The organism is Chloroflexota bacterium, from assembly GCA_016875875.1.
Taxonomy (GTDB): Bacteria; Chloroflexota; Dehalococcoidia; order GIF9; family UBA5629; genus 9FT-COMBO-48-23.
This window is the reverse complement of the sequence record VGOP01000001.1, coordinates 227505-246456: the sequence shown is the minus strand read 5'-3', so window position 1 is coordinate 246456 and position 18952 is coordinate 227505. Positions and strand designations below refer to the sequence as shown.

At 47.3% G+C, this 18952-nt stretch carries 18 protein-coding genes; 4 read left to right on the top strand and 14 right to left on the bottom strand.

Annotation, left to right across the window (positions count from 1 at the left end):
* The first annotated feature begins 41 nt into the window (after nt 1-41).
* The gene (locus FJ023_01235) at nt 42-452 is read left to right on the top strand and encodes a dehydratase (protein MBM4445960.1); all 411 of its coding nucleotides are present in this window, start codon (nt 42-44) and stop codon (nt 450-452) included.
* A gap of 11 nt (nt 453-463) precedes the next feature.
* Here FJ023_01235 and FJ023_01230 read toward each other — a convergent pair whose 3' ends face one another.
* The 8 genes from FJ023_01230 to FJ023_01195 all read right to left on the bottom strand — a co-directional run bounded on the left by FJ023_01230 (nt 464) and on the right by FJ023_01195 (nt 7564).
* Nucleotides 464-733 (bottom strand): hypothetical protein, encoded by a 270-nt coding sequence (locus FJ023_01230; GenBank protein ID MBM4445959.1) that lies wholly within the window; start codon nt 731-733, stop codon nt 464-466.
* Nucleotides 734-1027: 294 nt separating this feature from the next.
* Nucleotides 1028-2725 (bottom strand): methylmalonyl-CoA mutase, encoded by a 1698-nt coding sequence (locus tag FJ023_01225; protein ID MBM4445958.1) that lies wholly within the window; start codon nt 2723-2725, stop codon nt 1028-1030.
* 8 nt (nt 2726-2733) lie between these two features.
* Nucleotides 2734-3834 (bottom strand): hypothetical protein, encoded by a 1101-nt coding sequence (locus FJ023_01220; protein ID MBM4445957.1) that lies wholly within the window; start codon nt 3832-3834, stop codon nt 2734-2736.
* 21 nt (nt 3835-3855) lie between these two features.
* The gene (gene hypA / locus FJ023_01215; GenBank protein ID MBM4445956.1) at nt 3856-4197 is read right to left on the bottom strand and encodes a hydrogenase maturation nickel metallochaperone HypA; all 342 of its coding nucleotides are present in this window, start codon (nt 4195-4197) and stop codon (nt 3856-3858) included.
* On the bottom strand, nt 4190-4861 hold the full coding sequence (hypB, locus tag FJ023_01210) for a hydrogenase nickel incorporation protein HypB (protein ID MBM4445955.1): 672 nt from the start codon (nt 4859-4861) through the stop codon (nt 4190-4192). The genes hypA and hypB overlap by 8 nt, the downstream gene beginning before the upstream one ends.
* Nucleotides 4862-4931: 70 nt before the next feature.
* A complete protein-coding gene (locus FJ023_01205) occupies nt 4932-5801 on the bottom strand; it encodes a 3-hydroxyacyl-CoA dehydrogenase family protein (GenBank protein MBM4445954.1) in 870 nt (289 codons plus the stop codon).
* Between the two features lie 41 nt (nt 5802-5842).
* Complete coding sequence (locus FJ023_01200) at nt 5843-6580, bottom strand: hypothetical protein (GenBank protein ID MBM4445953.1); 738 nt, start codon at nt 6578-6580, stop codon at nt 5843-5845.
* 111 nt (nt 6581-6691) lie between these two features.
* The gene (locus FJ023_01195) at nt 6692-7564 is read right to left on the bottom strand and encodes an alpha/beta hydrolase (GenBank protein MBM4445952.1); all 873 of its coding nucleotides are present in this window, start codon (nt 7562-7564) and stop codon (nt 6692-6694) included.
* Nucleotides 7565-7700: 136 nt separating this feature from the next.
* Between FJ023_01195 and FJ023_01190 the strand changes: the two genes are divergently transcribed.
* Nucleotides 7701-7919, top strand: coding sequence for a hypothetical protein (locus FJ023_01190; GenBank protein MBM4445951.1), 219 nt, complete (start codon nt 7701-7703; stop codon nt 7917-7919).
* 69 nt (nt 7920-7988) lie between these two features.
* Here the strand turns inward: FJ023_01190 and FJ023_01185 are convergent, their stop codons facing one another.
* The 6 genes from FJ023_01185 to FJ023_01160 form a co-directional block, all read right to left on the bottom strand.
* Complete coding sequence (locus FJ023_01185; protein ID MBM4445950.1) at nt 7989-8366, bottom strand: response regulator; 378 nt, start codon at nt 8364-8366, stop codon at nt 7989-7991.
* A 53-nt stretch (nt 8367-8419) separates the two neighbouring features.
* Nucleotides 8420-9853 (bottom strand): HAMP domain-containing histidine kinase, encoded by a 1434-nt coding sequence (locus FJ023_01180; GenBank protein ID MBM4445949.1) that lies wholly within the window; start codon nt 9851-9853, stop codon nt 8420-8422.
* A gap of 218 nt (nt 9854-10071) precedes the next feature.
* Nucleotides 10072-11535 carry a Ni/Fe hydrogenase subunit alpha gene (locus tag FJ023_01175; GenBank protein MBM4445948.1) on the bottom strand — a complete coding sequence of 488 codons (1464 nt, stop codon included), beginning with the start codon at nt 11533-11535 and terminating at the stop codon, nt 10072-10074.
* 26 nt (nt 11536-11561) lie between these two features.
* A complete protein-coding gene (locus FJ023_01170; GenBank protein ID MBM4445947.1) occupies nt 11562-12524 on the bottom strand; it encodes an oxidoreductase in 963 nt (320 codons plus the stop codon).
* A gap of 1 nt (nt 12525) precedes the next feature.
* Nucleotides 12526-12990 carry a hydrogenase iron-sulfur subunit gene (locus tag FJ023_01165; GenBank protein MBM4445946.1) on the bottom strand — a complete coding sequence of 155 codons (465 nt, stop codon included), beginning with the start codon at nt 12988-12990 and terminating at the stop codon, nt 12526-12528.
* Nucleotides 12991-13006: 16 nt separating this feature from the next.
* The gene (locus FJ023_01160) at nt 13007-14800 is read right to left on the bottom strand and encodes an FAD-dependent oxidoreductase (GenBank protein MBM4445945.1); all 1794 of its coding nucleotides are present in this window, start codon (nt 14798-14800) and stop codon (nt 13007-13009) included.
* A gap of 533 nt (nt 14801-15333) precedes the next feature.
* On the opposite strand from FJ023_01160, the gene FJ023_01155 reads away from it, so the two are divergent.
* Nucleotides 15334-15852, top strand: a complete 519-nt coding sequence (locus FJ023_01155) for an NAD(P)H-dependent oxidoreductase subunit E (protein MBM4445944.1) — start codon at nt 15334-15336, stop codon at nt 15850-15852.
* A gap of 9 nt (nt 15853-15861) precedes the next feature.
* On the top strand, nt 15862-18951 hold the full coding sequence (locus FJ023_01150) for an FAD-dependent oxidoreductase (GenBank protein ID MBM4445943.1): 3090 nt from the start codon (nt 15862-15864) through the stop codon (nt 18949-18951).
* The last annotated feature ends 1 nt before the right edge of the window (nt 18952 follow it).

Below are 18952 nucleotides of genomic sequence, written 5' to 3'. Positions count from 1 at the left end.
CGGCTAAACATTGGGAAGATTACCAGGTAGGAGAAAAATTCATAACGCCGGGCAGGACTATAAGCGAAGGAATGATAAATATAATGGTCGGGCTCGCCGGCTTCACTTTACCCATATTTTGGGACGAAGAAGAGGCAAAGAAAACCGCTTTCGAGACAAGGATTGCCCCGGGTAGGCTGACTCTCCTTATCATGGGAGGACTTGAGGAACAATCTGGGTTCTGGGACGAGGAAACCATGGTTGCCCTCGTCGGCATAGACAAAGTGAAAATAACGAGTCCACTAAGAGCCGGAGATACCTTGAGGGTTCACGGCGAGGTAATTGAAAAGAGGGAGACCAGAAACCCCGAGAGAGGAATCGTAATCCACCGCAGCATCTGCAAAAACCAGAAAGGCGACACTGTCGCCAAAACCGAAACAGCCCACCTCGTGAGAAGAAGAAGCGAGAGTTGACTTAAGAATAATCAATCGTCAAAGAGAAATTCAAAATCTCCGGAGCAGTAGCCTTTCTCATGCATCAGGCATTTTTCTATCTTTGGACTACTAGTGAATTTAAGTCCCAAATTCTGAAACCAGTATTCAATTCTGTAGACTACACCACATACGTACCTATCTATAAGTCCCATCCGCTTCATGCCTTTATAAGCAAAGCATTCCTGATTCTCCCACTCCCAATGCAAAACATTTTTTGAGGGAATCCTCACACGGAACTTGCTGAAAACTGAGTATGTCAAAATAAATTCCATACCTGCCAGTAGGAATTCCTTAACTTCTTCAAAGCTCTTCAGCCGTTTTCCCTCTGCACCTAGAATCCTTGCAAGCCTTTGCGCTTAAATCACGGACACAGATTTTATGGCAGCTCTGTTCAATGTATTTGCTCTCTCAATACCGAATTCTTGGCATACATTGAAGAACCACATCCCATCGTGAGTCAGCCACCCCTTGCCCAGTAAATCCCTTATTTCCTCTTTCTTAACGCAATCTAATGTCCTCATTTTTGGCTCCTGCTTTCTAACCTAATGTTAGCGTCAGAATACTAAGTACTCCTTCTGAGCACCGAAGATGCGGCGAAGCACATCACACATCTCACCCAAGGTGGCATAAGCCTCGACACCTTCAATGAAGGCTGGCACAGTATTGTCCTTGCTTCGAGCTACTTCCTCCAGTCTCTTAAGCGTCTGACTCACTTTCGAATTATCTCTATTCTTCTTAATCTGATGCAGACGCGCCACCTGCTTTGTCTCCTGCTCTGCATCAACTCGGAGCAACTTTTCTACTTTGGGATATGGAGAGACAAATCTGTTAACACCAACTACTGTCCTTTTGCCTTCCTCAACTTCTTTTTGGTAACGAAAAGAACTCTCCTGAATCTCTCTTTGCTGGAATCCCTGCTCAATGGCAGCTACAGCACCACCAAGGCTATCGATTTTGACAATATACTTGTTGACCTCTCTTTCCAGAGTATCAGCAAGGCTCTCTACGAAATAGGAGCCACCGACAGGGTCAACGACATCAGCAACACCGCTTTCAAAGGCTAAAATCTGCTGAATTCGCAAAGCCAATTGCACTGACTCCTCTGTAGGCAGACACACAGCTTCATCGAAGCAGGAAACAGCCATAGATTGTACTCCACCGAGCACCGCAGCCAGCGCCTGATAAGTAGCCCTAACGATGTTGTTCATAGGTTGCTGGGCTGTTAATGTTGACCCTCCAGTCTGGATGTGGGTGCGGAACATCCAGCTACGCGGGTCTTTGGCTTTAAATCTCTCCTTCATTATCTTGGCCCACATCCTGCGGATTGCCCTCAGTTTGGCAATCTCCTCGAAGAAGTTGTTATTAGTCTGAAATATCCACGAGATTCTACCACCAAAGTCATCTACTTCTAGCCCAGCATTGAGAGCAGCCTCAACATAGGCAGTGCCATTGGCTAAGGCAAAGGCGATCTCCTGAACTGCAGTAGCACCAGCCTCTCTAATGTGATAACCCCCTATGCTGATGGTATTCCAACGGGGAAGATATTGGCTACAATAGGCGAAAATATCCGCGGTCAGCCGCATCGAAGGGCGAGGTGGAAAAATATACGTCCCCCGAGCGATGTACTCTTTCAGAACATCATTTTGTGTTGTCCCATCGAGCTTAGCAAGGTCAACCCCCTGCTTTTTAGCTACAGCAATGTGCATGGCCAGAAGAATGGGAGCAGTGGCATTAATGGTCATCGAGGTGCTTATCTTGTCCAAAGGTATATCCTTAAACAGGATTTCCATATCCTCCAGGGTATCTATGGCTACACCAAGCCGGCCAACTTCCCCTCTGGCTAGCGGGTGGTCAGAGTCATAACCTATCTGGGTTGGTAAATCAAAAGCAACGCTTAAACCGGTCTGTCCCTGCTCCAGGAGATAACGGTAGCGACGGTTGGATTCCTCGGCTGTTCCATAGCCAGCATACTGGCGCATTGTCCATATTCGGCCTCGATACATTGTCGGTTGAATACCTCGGGTAAACGGATATTCGCCGGGATAACCCAAGGATGCAACATAATCGAATTCCCCAAGGTCTTCAGACACATAGACTGGCTCAATCTGAATTCCTGAGGTGATTTCGAAACTCTCCTGTCTCTCAGGGAAGCGCTTCAACGTTGGATCTAGAGTAGTTTCCTGCCACTCTTTCTTGCTCTTGCTCGGCATAGCCGCTCCTGAACCCGTTTCTAGATATGGGGATAACCCCATATCTAGCATTACTTAAACTGCTGCAGGGAAACCATCATAGCCGCATTAAGCTCTCGCTGGTCATGAGGCGGCACTGCTGCCCCCTTCCTGAGTTCCAGTTTCAATACCTCTGTCGGGCAGACTGAGATGCACAGCCCACAGCCAATGCAGCGCTCGGCTTTACGAATCAGCATAGCTCCATCCAGAAAGAGAGCATCCATCTGGCATCTGTCTATGCAGGTACCGCAGCCGCTGCATTCATCCTCATTCACCGTCACGATGAAGCTGGAGACCGCCCCCATGGGAATGACGCCCCGCTTAATGCTCTGAAGAATACCACAGTGGCAGCCGCAGCAATTACAAATAAAGTTGATATATTTACCGGTATTGCTGGAGCAATGCACCAGACCGGCTTCCTCAGAACGGTCGAGAACCTTAAGTGCCTCTTCCCTCGATACCAGCTTGGCAAAGCCGCGCTCGGCGACATACTTGGCTTGAGGACCGAAAGCCATACACACGTCCTTGGGTTTACTACAGGGATGCCCTACCAATTCCCCGTGATGGCGACAATAGCAAATACCAACCGCTATATGGTCGGCCTTGGCAATATATTTAGAAACCCTATCGTAGGGATGGATTGTAACATCCGTTGGTATATCAGTCTCCACCGAGATCACCCTGGCAAAAGGAACAATGGTACAGCCTTTAGAGACGGCTGGGTGGTGCGCTTCCACTTCCCTAGCCAAATCAAAATAATCGTCAAAAAGGCGAGCCAGCCTTTTGGTACGCTCACTCACTTCTCCACCCATGAATTGCATCTCGAAGATGCCCGGGACAAGGGGCATCAGAACATAAAACCTCTGTCCATCTCGGTCAACTGTGAAGATAGTTCCCTTATCCGCCATAGTCTCCAGAAGGCCTTTAACCTCTTTGGGATCACCGCCAACTATCTCCTTAGCAAAGGTCTCCGCAGGAATAGGACTGATGGGCAATTTAATTGCCAGTTCCGCCTCTTCAGGAGTGAAAAGCTCCCCCAGCAGGGCGAAAAACTCCTCGCACTTCACGGCAGGAATTCCTCCGCCTCTAATACTCAACGCATCGGCTAGCTTCTCATAGACTAACTCGGTCATAAATTCACTCTCCTCGCCTTGTTATTCAACCTCGATATCTTTTACTCTAAGCTCTGTCCCGCTAAGAGTTTGTATATCTTCGCTCTGACACCTGGAACAAGCATAACGATAATCCCTTACTACAAATGTCTCACCGCACTTCTTGCATTTCCCCATTACTGCCATTATCTCCAGGTCAAGATAAGCCCCGCTGGCGATGGTATTCTCAGACATCAGCCCAAAACTAAAGATAAGCTGTGCTGGGATAATCCCCCTCAACTCCCCTGCTACCACATTGACCTTAGTAATTCTTTTGGCACCTTCTTTTTCGGCTGCAGCAACGGCAATGTTAACTATGTTCCGGGCGATCGCCATTTCATGCACGCGTTTTAGCCCCAAACTTCTTCTGGTAGTGCTGATTAAGCCACGCCATCCAATCTGAAATCCCCTCACCTGTGGTGCAGGAGATATCTATAATGTCCAGATCAGGGTTGACCCTTCGTGCGTTTGTCTTCGCTTCCTTCAAATTGAAATTGGTATATTTCAGCAAATCAATTTTATTGATGAGAAGTAGCGATGATTCTCGAAACATTAGTGGGTACTTGAGAGGCTTCTCATCACCTTCGGTTACACTGAGCATCATAATCTTGTAATCCTCTCCTAGCTTGAATTCGGCAGGACAGACAAGATTTCCTACGTTCTCAATAATCAAAATGTCAATTTCCTTTAGGTCAATATGAGGTAGGGCTGAAGCAATCATATTGGCATCGAGATGACAGGCGCTACCGGTAGTCAATTGCACCACAGGCAGCTTATATTTTTGCAGCCGCTCTGCATCTCGGCTGGTCTCAATGTCACCGGCAATGACACCGGGGCGGAGCTTGCCCTTGAGTGCTTCACCTGTTTTCTCCAGCAAGGTCGTCTTACCTGCTCCCGGTGAGCTCATCAGGTTAAGAACCAAATTCCGATTCTTATTGAAGACATCGCTATTGACAGCAGCAATGCGGTCATTAGCTTCAAGAATGTCAGTCATAACGTTGATTTTCATTTGTCACCTCATATTTTCTAATTAAGTGTAACATCCCATGTAAACCTGTGCAAAAGCAGCATCACTCAACTCAACTTTCCGACCTATAATCATAAAACCCTTTACCGGTCTTCCTGCCGAGGTCCCCGGCCTTAACCTTCATAATCAAGCACCTCGGCGGTCTAAATTGCTCCCGCATCAACTCCCAGTAGTGTGTCCCGGTACTGGCCAGAGCAATATCAAGACCGACCAAGTCGCGCAGCTCAAAAGGTCCCATTCGGAAATTATAGGCCACTTTTAAAGCCGTATCTATGTCCTGTGGCTCAGCTATGCCTTCATCGTACATATTCAGGCCTTCGTTATACCAGATCTGGAGAAGCCTGTTCACAATAAATCCCGGCGAATCCTTACATATCCCCGGCTCCTTGCCCAGCTTCTTGCATAAATTCACCACAGCGTCCAGGGTTTCCTTGGAGGTCTTATCATGAGTAATGACCTCTATCCCCCGCATGAGCTGGGCAGGATTAAACCAGTGCATCCCGATAAACTTGTCAGGCCGCTTGGTTGTCATCGCCATCTCAGTGATTGACTGAGCCGAGGTATTAGACGCAAATATAGTGTCCGGACGGCATATCTGGTCGAGTTCCCTATAGAGTTCCTTCTTTATATTAATATCCTCAACTATAGCCTCGATAACTAAGTCAACATCATTGCCCGCTTCTTTCAGGTCAGTTATGCCTTTAATTCGTCTCAATATAGCATCGGCTTCAGCCTGTGTCATCCTCTGGCGCTCAACGCTGCCGCCTAAGAATTTCCGAATCTTGCCGATACCGGTCTCCACAAATTCATCTTTAGTATCTCGCAAATTAACCGGATATCCTGCCTGAGCACAAATCTGGGCAATTCCATGCCCCATAACACCGGCTCCTAATACTGCAATCTTCTTGACTTCCATTTTCATGCCTCCAACGTTTTCAAAGTTCTTTTTCCCCCTGATGCGTGCTAGCTATATACGTAAAACCCGCGTCCTGTTTTCTTTCCCAGCCAACCGGCATCTACCATCTTCCTGAGTAAAAAACAAGGCTGATATCGATGGCCGAGCTGCTGCGACATAGAGTCCAGAATCTCCACTATCTTATCCACACCTAAAATATCGGCAAATTCGAAGGGCCCCATAGGCCAGTTCACGCAGACCTTCATCATGTTGTCAATGTCTTCCTTGGTTGCCAGCTTCGATGAATACATCACAGCCGCCTCGTTGACTATAGAAGCAATCACCCTATCCAGAATAAAGCCTGGGGTCTCCCCAAGGTTTACAGCAGTAATCCCAACCCTCGCTAGAAACTCTCTCGCAGTCTGGATTGTCTCATCAGAAGTCTGCAATCCCCTAACTATCTGAACTAGATATTTCTCCTCAAACGGATTCTTGGTGAAATTAAGCCCGATGACTTTCTCCGGCCTTTTGGTCGCCCTAGCTAACTGCGTCACCCACGGATTGGCCGTAGTCGTTGCCAGGATCGCCTCATTGCTGCACTTGGCGTCACAGTTTTTGAACACCTTCTTCTTTACGGCAATATCTTCAGGAGCAATCTCAATGACCAAGTCAACATCTACCACCTGCTTGGCATAATCTCCACTTAAATCGGAGGCAATGACCTTAAAATCTGCCTTTACCAGAAGCTCCTGTAAATTCGCTGCAAGCTCACCCTCACCGACAATGCCGACCGTAGGTATTTTCATAATTGTCCTCCTCAAACCAAAAAATAAGCATAGGAAAGTGCAAGGCCATTGTCAAGATGAACAGGCTTGCTACCCCCATGTTCAATTTCGCAGCAAAGCCAACTGAGAAATTCAACGCTCGATGAACTCCCTGATGTAGACATTAACAAGGGCCGGCTTCTCATGGATGACCCAATGCGAGCCATCAGGTATACGCTTGACTATCAGGTTGGATACGTACTTTTCAAGACCTTCCAGATTACCGGTGAGCAGATACTTGTCCTGCTCGCCCCAGATTACCAGCGTCGGCACTTTAACCGAAAATAGCGATGGGTCTGCAGACAAGACTTCGTCGCTTTCTCCAGTAAAGGAGCCGAGATGAGCAGCCCGGTAGTAGTTTAAGCCGCCGGTAAGCGCACCTGGCTGTGACCAGGCCTCAATATATGCTTTGCGGTCTTCCTCTGTGAAATAGCCCTGCTTAAGGCCATCCTCTAAGAGACCACTTACAAGCACAGCGTAGTTGTTTCGAGACAGTATCTCCTCAGCCTCAGCGGTGCGATGCACCAGAATGTACTGGCTGGCTTTCCGTTGCGCTGGGTTGTCACTCAGTTCGCGCACAAAGGTAATGGGATGAGGAGCATTGACTATGATGAGCTTCTCAAGATAGTCTGGGTGGCGCATGGCGAACGGCCACGCCACTCCCCCACCCCAATCATGCGCCACGAGGATTAACTTCTTATGGCCAAGGTGCTCAGCAAGAGCACGAATGTCTTCGACCAGATACTTCATCCGATATTGCTCAACCTCGGCAGGTTTCGATGACAAGTTATAGCCACGCATGTCTGGAGCCATAGCCTGGTAATCTCGACCGAACTCAGCAAGCTGATTTTTCCACTCGTACCAGAACTCGGGAAAGCCGTGGAGAAACATTATTAAGTTACCCTTGCCTGCAGTCACATAGTGAAGGCGGACATTGTTAACATCAGCGTACTCGTGCTTGAACATGATTTCCTCCTCATTGTAAGACGGTTTCTTTCTAATCTCGCAGTATAATTGAAGCACCGCCGATATGTCTAACTTTCGGATAGCAGAGACACTTGTTAGCATTTTCTGATAAAATCACTGGACACAGATAAACAAAATGTCCAAGACTCAACAACGGTTGGAAGCCGAAGGCTGGAAGATCGCCTCCGTCACCGGAGGTGCCCATCTCAAAAGGACTTTAGAGATGTACCGAGAACTGGGAATTGAGACATATCTTGAGGAAGTCAAACCTGAAGAATGTGAAGGCTGCACAGAGTGCTTCACAGCAAACAATGAGACTGTGTACAGAATCTACACCAAACAGTATTCCACCTAATGTAAAAACCAGAGGCTACATCAGGAACTTCCCGCTTTCTCTCACCGGCCGGTAGCAGCAACTTGATTTCTAAGACCCTGTCTTTTTAAGAAACTCCTCAACCTTAGCCACTAAATCCTTTGGTTTAATAGGCTTTGATATGTACTCAGAAACATCAAATGCAAAAGGCTGGCCGAGTGACTCTGAAAAGCTAGTCAGTGCTAGGACAGGAACCTTGGCAAGCGACGGGTCTTTACGGAATTGGTCAGCGAAGACAAAACCGTCTGCTACTGGCATCAATATATCCAAAACGACTAAGTCAGGTTTCTCCTTTCTTGCCTTTTCCAAGCCCTCTTGCCCGTTGTAAGCTACAATCACCTCGTAAGCCTTACTTTCCAAAGCTCCCCTCATCACTGTCACAAGATCAACGTCATCGTCAACAAGTAGAATCTTCGGCCTCTGTTTCATGTTCGATTACCTCCTTAGTTATTTATTCTGAGACAATAAATACAGTTTTTTAGCTAGCCTTCCCGCACAACCACCTGTCCTTTCGGCAAAGTAAAGGTAAACCTGCTTCCCTTGCCAGTTTCAGGGCAGGGACTTTCAGCCCAAATTTTGCCACCGTGAGCTTCAATTATTCTCTTAGATATGGATAACCCTAATCCAGTTCCCTTTGCTCCCACATTGCTCCCCCTGAAAAAGTCATCGAAAAGTCGAGGTAAGTCGTCGGGTGGGATGCCAATTCCGGTATCTATTACATCAACTCGTACTTCGCTGTCGCCGTCTGCCACTTTGATCAGCACCGTGCCCTCACGTGTGTAATTGATGGCATTGCTCGTCAGATTCGTCACCACCTGCTGCAGTCTGCGGCTTGCTCCGTATATTTTAGACGAACTTTTAGGTAATTCAACTTTCAGTGTTATCCCCTTCTGCCTTGCCAAGTTATCGAGACCATCCGTAGCCTGTTTGATCACCTCGTTCACAGAGATTTCCCTCATCTCGCGTTTGAGCTGACCGGCTTCGATACGAGGTATATCTAACAGGTCAGTAATAAGCGTCAGCAGCCCATCGATTCTCCTGATACCCCTTTGCATCAGATCTTTTTGACCATCAGTGATCTGCCCAGTATACCCATCCAATATATAGGATAGTATGCTCTGGGTAGCAACAAGAGGGGATTGAAGGTCATGAGCCACAACGCTGAGGAACCGGACAAAATGACGCCTCTCCTCAATCAGTTTAACTACCTCACCGGAAATCTGCTCTAACTCTATCCTTCTTTGCTCAAGGAGCTGATCTTTCAATATCATCACTTCACGTTGTCGCCTCCTCAGCTCACCGACAATAGCAGTGGCCACATAGACTGTGGCGTAAGCCAAAGTCACCAAAGCAACCAAAACAGGGATGACAAAGCCTAATTCCCTATATCGATTTGGGGGTACAAATCCCTCGAGATTTACATGTGGTATTATGCCAAAATATTCCAAAAAAACCAGAAGCGTAAACATCACCATGGCTAAAGTGGTTAGTTCATATACCCTCCGTTTGGATAGAAATATAGCTGCTGCATTAGTATGAATTATGTACAAAAATAGAAACGGATTTTCTACTCCCCCCGTAAAGTGTAGCAGCGCAGTGAGCATTACCAAGTCAAGAAATACCTGGACGTTGCCATAGGCTTCCGTTTTCCTGATGACCAACTCAGGTTTTTGATTCTGCAGACCTCGTGTCCAGCGAAACAGCAAAAAATTATAGAAGGCGATAATTGCGCAAATAACGTAGACAGGGATGGTGGGGAAGCCAATCTGAAATATTCTTGATGCTACCAGGGTGGCAATAATGATTGCTGGAATGGCCAGCCATCTCATATTGACATACACCCTGAGTCGCAGTATCAGTGCTCTCTCTTCAGGGGAGTAGTCCGTCGTTTTCTCTTCAGAGGGCGTATTATTCATCTTCAGGACTGCTTAGGGCTACTTGGTATTTAATAGCCTCAGTTTGCCTGGCATGGCAACGTATTAAAGTACAAAACCTGGACAACTGTTATCTGACCAAATTGCGCTCCAAGGAGCATCCAAAGTTCCGTGCTGAAACATGCCCTGCTGTAATCTATCGCTCACTCAAGTCAAATGATAACTCCGAAACAGGTATAGCGCAACCCCTGAAGTCTGGCTTACGGTCTCTGCACAGTTCGTATCAGGCTGCCATTTCGGTCTCTTATATTCAACATCAGGGGCATCCGGCCCGGCAGGGCATGGGTAGCACAGGACAGACAAGGGTCATAGGCTCTAAAAGCCATCTCTACCATATTAAGTAAACCTTCCTTTACCTCCGGCCCCTTGACAAATCCCATAGCTGCTTTTTTAATAGACAGACATATGGGAGCTGCATTGTGCTGGGTCGCTACGATAAGATTCACTTTCGTGGTTTTTCCGTCTCCATCAGCTTCATAATGGTGGATTAAAGTTCCACGTGCTGCCTCGACACAACCAATCCCAACCTTGCTCAATCTGAGCGCCATATTGCGTATATCTTTGCTGGTCAGCAGAGGGTCATTAGCAATCCTCTGCATATGTTCTGCAGCCTGGAGAGCCTCGATCAACCTTGCCCAATGGAAAGCCAGAGTATGATGACTTGGCTTGCCGCCTAGTATATCAAACATTGCCTCGTATTCCCTCTGTGCCAGAGGTGTGTACATACTGTCAGCTGCATTTAATCTCGCCAGCGGCCCTACACGGTACAATGATGTTGCCTCACCATCGTTCAGGCCATTCCAGCCTATCTTCCTAAGGTGAGTTAGCTTTATGTATGTCCAGGGTTCGACCCACTCCCCTATGTGATTTACATAGTCGTGATAGTCAAACAAGGCATACTCCTCGCCCTTGGGATTGACCACCCTGCATTTACCTTCATAAAAACTCACTCGGTTATTCTCATCAACCAGCCCCATATAATAGGTGTTCAGTTTGTAAGCGTCATTCAGGACAAGGTTCAGGTATTCTTTATTGTCCAGGACAATCTGCTTAAACAATTCCAGAGCAAACTGGCAAAATTCGACAGAAAAGTCAGCAGTCTCCTTCATCCATTTCCTGTCCTCCTCAGTGATACCCCTGGATACCCCTCCAGGTAAGCCACCTTCAGGATGGGGTGGCTTACTGGCAATATACCGGATTATCTCACGGCATCTTTTCCTCACCTCAATAACTTTGCCACCGATTTCCAATCCCACCTTTGCGATTACACCAAGAATGTTCCGTTCCGCCGGGTCAGCACTTGGACCGAGCACAAAGTCAGGGCCAGCAAGAATAAAGAAATGCAGCAAATGGTCTTCCACCATGAATGCGTTATAGTGGAGTTGTCTTATCAGCTTGGCGGTGGGTGTTGGTTCCACTTCATACAAGTCATCTAGGGCTTTTACAGATGCCATATTATGGGGAGTTGGACAAACGCCACAGATGTTGGAAACAATGCGTGGCAATTCCTCAACCGGCCTACCCAGGCAAAACCTTTCAAAACCCCTGAGTTCCACTACTTGCCAGTAGGCATCGTCTACATTACCCTTATCATCTAGGAAAATCTCAATTTTCCCGTGTCCCTCAAGCCTAGTTATTGGATTTATAGTTATCTTTTTGGTCACAGTGCACCTCTTTTCTATCTAATTCTTTAACCCTGTTTTTTTCTCAATGTCGAAGCAGGAAGTGAGAATCGGTACATATACCCTACAGGGTCAATAATTTGGTCTACAACCCTCGCTATGTCCTCATCGCTCTGCACATCTAGAATTGATGCCAAGGCGGAGACAAACTTAGCTCCGGAATCAGCAACTCCTTCCACGGGACCAAAGCATCCCCGGCACGGGATATTTATATTTAAGCATGATTCTCCACAGCCATCACGGGTGGCAATGCCCAGACAGATTACCCCTTGAGCCAGAAAACAAATATCAGGGGTTGTCTCCACCTCGTGAATCCTCTTAATCTCCCTTATCGCTAGTCTTTCTGGCTTTGAATTATTGCGTTTGCAGCTATCACACAAGGCCCTCTGAGGTGCCAGGGTTGAGCCTTTTGGTGGAAGCTTATTTTCGAGAACTGCGCTCACGGCGTACATCACTAGATGGGGGGGAGGAGGGCATCCAGGCAAGTAATAATCGACATCGATTATGTCATTCAATGCATGGACATGTTTATAGAATTCGGGCAGAGTGAGTTCTTTTCCAGCGACACGAGTACTTATTTGAGGATAGTTACCATCGGGATTAACTACAGTTGGGGCATCACGATAGACCCAGTTGAAAATATCTTCTTTTGTGGTGAGATTAGCCAATCCAGGCGTTCCGCCGAAGCAGGCACAGGAACCAAAGCCAAGAACCAGTTGAGATTTTTCCCTCAATAACTTTGCTACCTCTTCTTGCTCCGAGTTTCTGACATTTCCATTTATCACGCTCAATGCGATTTCACCATTCTTCATACCTTCAACACTGTGATATTTAAAGTCCAGCGCTACTGGCCACAAAACAAAATCAACCGCACTCGCCACACCAAGTATCACTTCATTTATATCTACAACCGCCTCGTCGCAGCCACCACAACCTCCCAGCCAACAAATGGCAACTTTTGGTTTCGCCATCTTATTTTCCCCCTTTAGCTTTAATTACCTCTTTCGGCATCTTGTCTGCCGTTTCGGCCTTCCTTAATGGGCCCAGTTTTCTGAGCCCCTTGCTCATCTCCTTCACTAGCTGCGGGATTCTCTTGCCCTCAGGATCAGTGGATAGCTCTATCCTAATCCTTTCCTTCTCTATACCCATAGACTCCAGCAGTGTACGGAGTAGATAAACTCTCTTTTTTGCCTCGTAGTTGCCGTCTTGATAATGGCAGTCTCCCTCTGGACAACCAAGTATCAAAACCCCATCGGCCCCTTCTTCGAACGCATTGATTATATGCGTGGCATCGATCTTTCCTGTACAAATAATGGGTATCCAGTTTTCAATTTCGTTCGAGAGTTTAGCTTCATCTGTCAGATACCCCCAGCTAAATTTACAGGAAAAACACACTACTTTGGGTTTGTATTCGCTCAATGTTGCCCTCCTTAACAATACTTACTTTGAGCACCTACGACAGAGATGCGTATACTTTGGCTATTTTGTCTGCCGTATCATCATCAATCATTTTTCTGGCCTGAGACGGACAAGCCGCAACACACATGCCACAAGATTTGCACTTGAACATATCCGTCTCAGATGTGATTTTGCCGCCAAAATTAACCAAATGAGCGGAATAATAGTTACAGACATAGACACAATGGCCACAGCCGCTACATCTTGCTGCGTCCACCTCAACTGGACTCAAAGACTTCTGAAAACCAATTGATACGCAGGCTTTGCAAGATAGGCAGGGTCCGCAAGTGACACATCTTCTCGCCTCCTCTATAGCCTCTTTTAGCGTAAAGCCTTTCTCAAAAAGTTGAAAATGCATTCTGTTTTCAGGTGGTATCCACAGCACCGCAGGCTCAGGCTTATAGTCTCTCCTGACTGGAATCTCATATCCCTCGTAATCTCTTCTTCGACCCGCCTTCATATCCACACCCCTCAAATACCTGTCAATTGATTCCGCAGCCACAAGCCCTTCACCCATAGCTTCTATCATGAATCCGACCCTCCTCACATCACCACCTATGAATAGCCAGGGCTTGTTTGGACTCTGCAGCGTTAAGTGGTCAATATCAATTCTACCCCGCTCATCCAAAAGATTTTCTTTCTGGAGCAGAGGCCTGTCAGGAGCCTGCCCCACCGTGATTATAAGCACATCACCCTCTAAATCTATACAGTCAGTACAATCGAACTTCGGATTGAACCCTTCCTCGTCAAATACGCTAACACATGTTGGACAGTTGATGCCCTTGAATTTGCCATTCTGCCCAACGATATTTCTCACGCCGCGGCTATAGACTATCCTCAAACCCTCTTCCCATGCCCCACGGATTTCCTCTTCGTCAGCCGGTATGCCATCTCTATGGTCTTTGTCATCGCGCTCGAGAGCTACGACTGTTACCTCTGCTCCCTGCCTCCTAGCTGACCTGGCCACATCAAAGGCTACATTGCCACCGCCTGTGACTATGACTTTTTTGCCTTTGAAATAATCTGCTGCAATATTGTTGTGGCTAACTTCGTACAAATAGGTGTGACCATACATCACACCAGACAGATCCTGCCCCTCCAAAGACTTCCCCTCAAATGTCAGGACTCTGGGATATGGTAACCCTGTTGCAAAGAACACTGCCTTATAGCCCTCGTTCTTCAATTTCTCCAGTGTCAGCTTCCCTGCCCCCAGCCGGCTATTATACCTGACATCTATACCGGCAATCCTTACAAGGTTCTCGACCGTGGTTTGCAGAACATCCTTGGGCAGGCGATAGTCTGGCACCAACCATAGCGCTCCACCAAGTCGGTCAGAGGCTTCGATTATAGTTACCCGATATCCTTTCTTGCTCAGATGGTAGGCACACATCAGCCCACCGGGCCCACCACCTATGACAGCCACATTCTCCTTGTCCCTAAGAACATCCCATTCCTCTCGCTCCTTCAAATGGCCGGTATAGACATCCGACAAGAACCTTTTGAGCAACCTCCTTTTGATTGCCCCGCCCTTCTTACCATAGTTACACTCCAGTTCACAAATACCACAGATGTAACCACAGATGTTGAAAAAAGGATTCTTGTCGTAGAGATAGTCACTAATCTGGATGATGCCTTCTTTTGCCAAATCCAGGTCATCTGGGAGAAGAGAGATGAGCACATTTGTCCGCTGGATATCCTCATTTATCGGGCATTTGATTTGACATGGCGGCAGACATTGCCTTACTGCAATTTCAGCATGTGCGACTCCGGTAGCTTCGGTTTTCCACATATTAAACCTCCTTACTATAGATGGGATTCTCTAAAAGCAAAATATCAAGGAACAGCTTTATTGCGATACAGCGGGAGAATCTCTAAGCACATCATGGCCGCTACCAAAAATTTGCCGTTGCAATTATACCCATTGTAATTGTAAGAAACAAGTAATTTCACCTCTTATCCTGCAAAAAATAGGCAATTTTACCTATCACCATTCAAAGAAACAAGGCGGATTGTTATTTAAGTCAAGTCTCAAACCAGACTACATATATCATCAGAAAGCCAAAAGCCTATGTGGTGGCCCAGAAATAAAAAACGATAAGGAGACTGTGTGCCGCCAACGTACTAGACGATTAAAGTGTTTTTGCAGCCAATGAGGTCATATGCTATAATTCGTCGGTTATGCAAGCTGCATTCTATTTAACCAGATGTCCAACATGTCCACATGAAACTAAAGTCCCTCAGGAATTAGAGCCAAAGGCCGATGCGATATACTTTAGCGCATTGCTAAACTCACAATTTGGAACACCAGTTATATTCTAGGAGGTGACCTTGAAACAAGCAGGAAAGGCTACATCAACAAAGGTAAAAACAAGCAAGGCGATTGGCAGTAAAACAATACAGCAAATCAAAAAAATAGTTGCAGCCACTGATGGGCAAGCAGGGGCTCCAATCCGGGTACTACAACAGGTTCAGGAATTTATCGGCTACCTGCCACCTGATGTCCTGGAAGCGATATCTAAGGAAATGAAAATCCCCCTGAGTGAACTGTATGGCATAACTAGCTTCTACTCCTTCTTCACAATGGTGCCAAAAGGTAAATATGTAATTCAGGTCTGCTTAGGTACCAGTTGCTATGTTAAGGGTGGCCAGAAACTTCTCGATACTCTGAATAAAGATCTTGGTCTTGAGTCTGGTGGGACTTCGCCCGACGGCAAATTCTCCCTACAGACGGTAAGATGCATCGGCTGCTGTGGGCTGTCTCCAGTTCTGGCAATCAAGGAGGATGTTCATAGAAAAGTAAAGCCAAGCCAGCTAAAAGACATCATGAGTTCATATCGATAGGAGAGTATAATGAAACGACTTGCGTCGGTAGAAGAACTTACAAAGCTTAGAGACAAAATCCGTGAGAACCTGTCGAAACAAGATAAGAAAATCCAAGTCAAGGTTCACCTCGGAACATGCGGCATATCTTCGGGAGCAAACAAGTCTCTCGAGGCTTTTCAACGAGGCATAGAAAGCCGCAAATTATCAGATGTCACCGTGCTGAAAGCAGCATGCGTCGGTTTGTGTGACCGAGAGCCAGTGGTCACGATTGTCCATCCCACAAAAGGCAAAACTACTTATTACGACCTTGCCGAGGACAAAGTTCCACAGGTAATTGAGCAGCATCTTGTTAGAGATAAGGTGGTGGAGGAATGGAAACTTGACCCAGAGGACCCGTTAATCAAGCTTCAAGAAATAAGGGTAATGCACAACCAAGACCTTAACCCAATGAATATAGATGAATACATTGCCAGAGATGGCTACCAAGCTCTGGCTAAAGCCCTGACACAAATGAAGCCAGACGAAGTCATCGCAGAGGTCGGAAAAGCTGCTTTAAGAGGACGAGGAGGAGCGGGCTTTCCCACTGCCACAAAGTGGTCATTTGTCCGCAGCGCTCAGGGTGATGAAAAATACGTTGTTTGCAACGGTGATGAAGGAGACCCCGGTGCCTACATGAACCGCGCTGTTCTTGAGGGTAATCCTCATTCAATAATTGAGGGCATGGCAATAGGAGCCTATGCCATAGGCAATGTCCGCCAAGGTTATGCATATGTCCGTGCTGAATACCCTCTTGCTATCGAGACGTTGAATCACGCCATAACACAGGCTCGAGAATACGGTCTTCTGGGTAAAAACATTCTGGGTACTGACTTTGAATTCGACCTGGACATATTCCCGGGTGCCGGTGCCTTTGTCTGCGGTGAAGAAACCGCCCTCTTAATCTCAATTGAAGGAAAGCGAGGAAATCCTCGCCAGCGACCACCATTCCCAGCCAACAAAGGGCTCTTTGGCAAGCCAACTACACTCAACAATGTAGAGACCTGGTCAAATGTCCCCCAGATAATCTGGAAAGGTGCTGATTGGTTCGGAAGCGTAGGCACTGCAACCAGCAAGGGTACAAAGACACTGTGTCTGGTAGGGAAGGTGACCAACACCGGCCTCGTTGAAGTACCTTTGGGTACCAGCCTAGGCAAGATTGTATTTGACGTCGGCGGTGGTATACCTGCCAGCAAAAAATTCAAGGCGGTACAAATAGGTGGCCCATCCGGCGGCGTTATCCCGATCGAGCACCTGAATACTCCCGTCGACTACGAAGCCGTCACTGCCCTAGGAGCCATCATGGGGTCAGGCGGACTTGTGGTAATGGATGAGGATAGCTGCATGGTCGACGTCGCCAAGTTCTTTCTCCAATTCACCAGAGATGAATCTTGCGGTAAATGCACCCCTTGCCGTGCTGGAATACCAAAAATGCTTGAACTTCTGACCAAGATCACAGATGGCAAAAGCACCATGGAAGAGCTCGCCATATTAGAGGAACTAGCTGAAATGGTCGGCTCTGCTTCTATCTGTGGGTTAGGACAAACAGCACCTAATCCGGTGCTCACTACACTTCGTCACTTCAGAGAGGAATATGAAGCGCATATCATAGATAAGAAGTGTCCGGCCGTGGTCTGCCAGGCTCTATTCAAGGCACCATGTCAGCACACCTGCCCTGTTGGCCTCGACGCCCCAGGATACGTTGCTCTCATAAAGGCAGGTGAATTTGAGAAAGCTTATGACCTCATCGTGCAACGGCTTCCGTTCCCACTGAGTGTTGGCCGGGTATGTCACCATCCCTGTGAAGGCAAATGTCGACGAGGTCAAATTGACGAACCGATTGCAATCAGACATCTAAAAAGGTTCGCTGCTGACTACGCCTTTGAGCACGGGTTCGAATACATCCCTGAAATAAAAGAGAGGAAAAAAGAGAAGGTAGCGATTGTCGGCGCAGGTCCAGCAGGACTTTCAGCAGCCTGGGACCTTGCTCGAGAAGGCTACCAAGTTACCGTATTTGAGGCCCTACCCGTGGCTGGTGGAATGCTTGCGGTAGGCATCCCTGAGTATCGTCTCCCCAAGAATATGCTGAATAAAGAGATCGAAACCATCAAAAAGCTCGGGGTGAATATAAGACTTAACACACCTGTCACCGAGGCCGAATCATTGCTGAAAGACGGTTATCAAGCGGTATTTATCGCTACTGGTGCCCATAAAGGTGATAAGATGGGAATCCCGGGCGAAGACCTAGATGGAGTCTTTGATGCCATTGATTTCTTGAGAGAAACAAGCTTAGGGAAGGAAATAAAGGTGGGACAAACAGTGGCTGTCGTTGGTGGTGGTAACTCAGCCATCGATGCCGCCAGGGTAGCCCTAAAAAAAGGTGCTAAAGAGGTGCATATTCTCTACAGGAGAGAAAAGAGAGACATGCCGGCGATAGACGAAGAGATTGAGGCTGCTGAAGAAGAAGGCATCCACATTCACTGCTTAATAGCACCAGTAAAGGTTCTGGGGAAGGGCGGCAAAGTCGAAGGAGTTGAGTGCGTTCGTATGGAACTGAAGGAGTTTGACAAGAGTGGCAGAAAGACTCCTTACCAAATCAACGGCTCCGAATATACTATGGACGTCGATACAGTTATCAAAGCTACAGGGCAGAGACCTGATACATCGTTCCTAAAAGGAGATGGGATAAGCACAACGAAGGGAGGCACAATAGCAGCTGACCCACGAACTCTAGCCACTGGTCGCAAAGGAGTTTTCGCAGGTGGAGATGCGCACACAGGTGCAGCCACAGTAATCGAAGCCATAGCTGCAGGACAAAGAGCAGCCTCCTCAATAAGACGATACCTCCGCGGAGAAGAACTCTCGCCCTTGGTCGAACGCAATGGATATGAGTCCATAGCCGTTCCCTCCGTGCTGCCCACCGAGGAGGAACTAAAAGAAAAATCCAGGATAAAGATTGCTGAGATCGCCACTGCTGATAAGAAGACATCCTTTAAAGAGGCGGTCCTCCCCTATACCACGAAGGAAGCGAGGGAAGAAGCCAGCCGATGCCTAAGATGTGACCTTGAGGTAGGAGAATAGA

Coding starts and splice junctions, on each gene's coding strand:
- FJ023_01225 (MBM4445958.1), bottom strand. CDS start 2,725: ATGGGGTTATCCCCATATCTAGAAACGGGTTCAGGAGCGGCTATGCCG.
- FJ023_01220 (MBM4445957.1), bottom strand. CDS start 3,834: ATGACCGAGTTAGTCTATGAGAAGCTAGCCGATGCGTTGAGTATTAGA.
- hypB (MBM4445955.1), bottom strand. CDS start 4,861: ATGAAAATCAACGTTATGACTGACATTCTTGAAGCTAATGACCGCATT.
- FJ023_01205 (MBM4445954.1), bottom strand. CDS start 5,801: ATGAAAATGGAAGTCAAGAAGATTGCAGTATTAGGAGCCGGTGTTATG.
- FJ023_01200 (MBM4445953.1), bottom strand. CDS start 6,580: ATGAAAATACCTACGGTCGGCATTGTCGGTGAGGGTGAGCTTGCAGCG.
- FJ023_01195 (MBM4445952.1), bottom strand. CDS start 7,564: ATGTTCAAGCACGAGTACGCTGATGTTAACAATGTCCGCCTTCACTAT.
- FJ023_01190 (MBM4445951.1), top strand. CDS start 7,701: ATGTCCAAGACTCAACAACGGTTGGAAGCCGAAGGCTGGAAGATCGCC.
- FJ023_01185 (MBM4445950.1), bottom strand. CDS start 8,366: ATGAAACAGAGGCCGAAGATTCTACTTGTTGACGATGACGTTGATCTT.
- FJ023_01180 (MBM4445949.1), bottom strand. CDS start 9,853: ATGAATAATACGCCCTCTGAAGAGAAAACGACGGACTACTCCCCTGAA.
- FJ023_01170 (MBM4445947.1), bottom strand. CDS start 12,524: ATGGCGAAACCAAAAGTTGCCATTTGTTGGCTGGGAGGTTGTGGTGGC.
- FJ023_01160 (MBM4445945.1), bottom strand. CDS start 14,800: ATGTGGAAAACCGAAGCTACCGGAGTCGCACATGCTGAAATTGCAGTA.
- FJ023_01150 (MBM4445943.1), top strand. CDS start 15,862: ATGAAACGACTTGCGTCGGTAGAAGAACTTACAAAGCTTAGAGACAAA.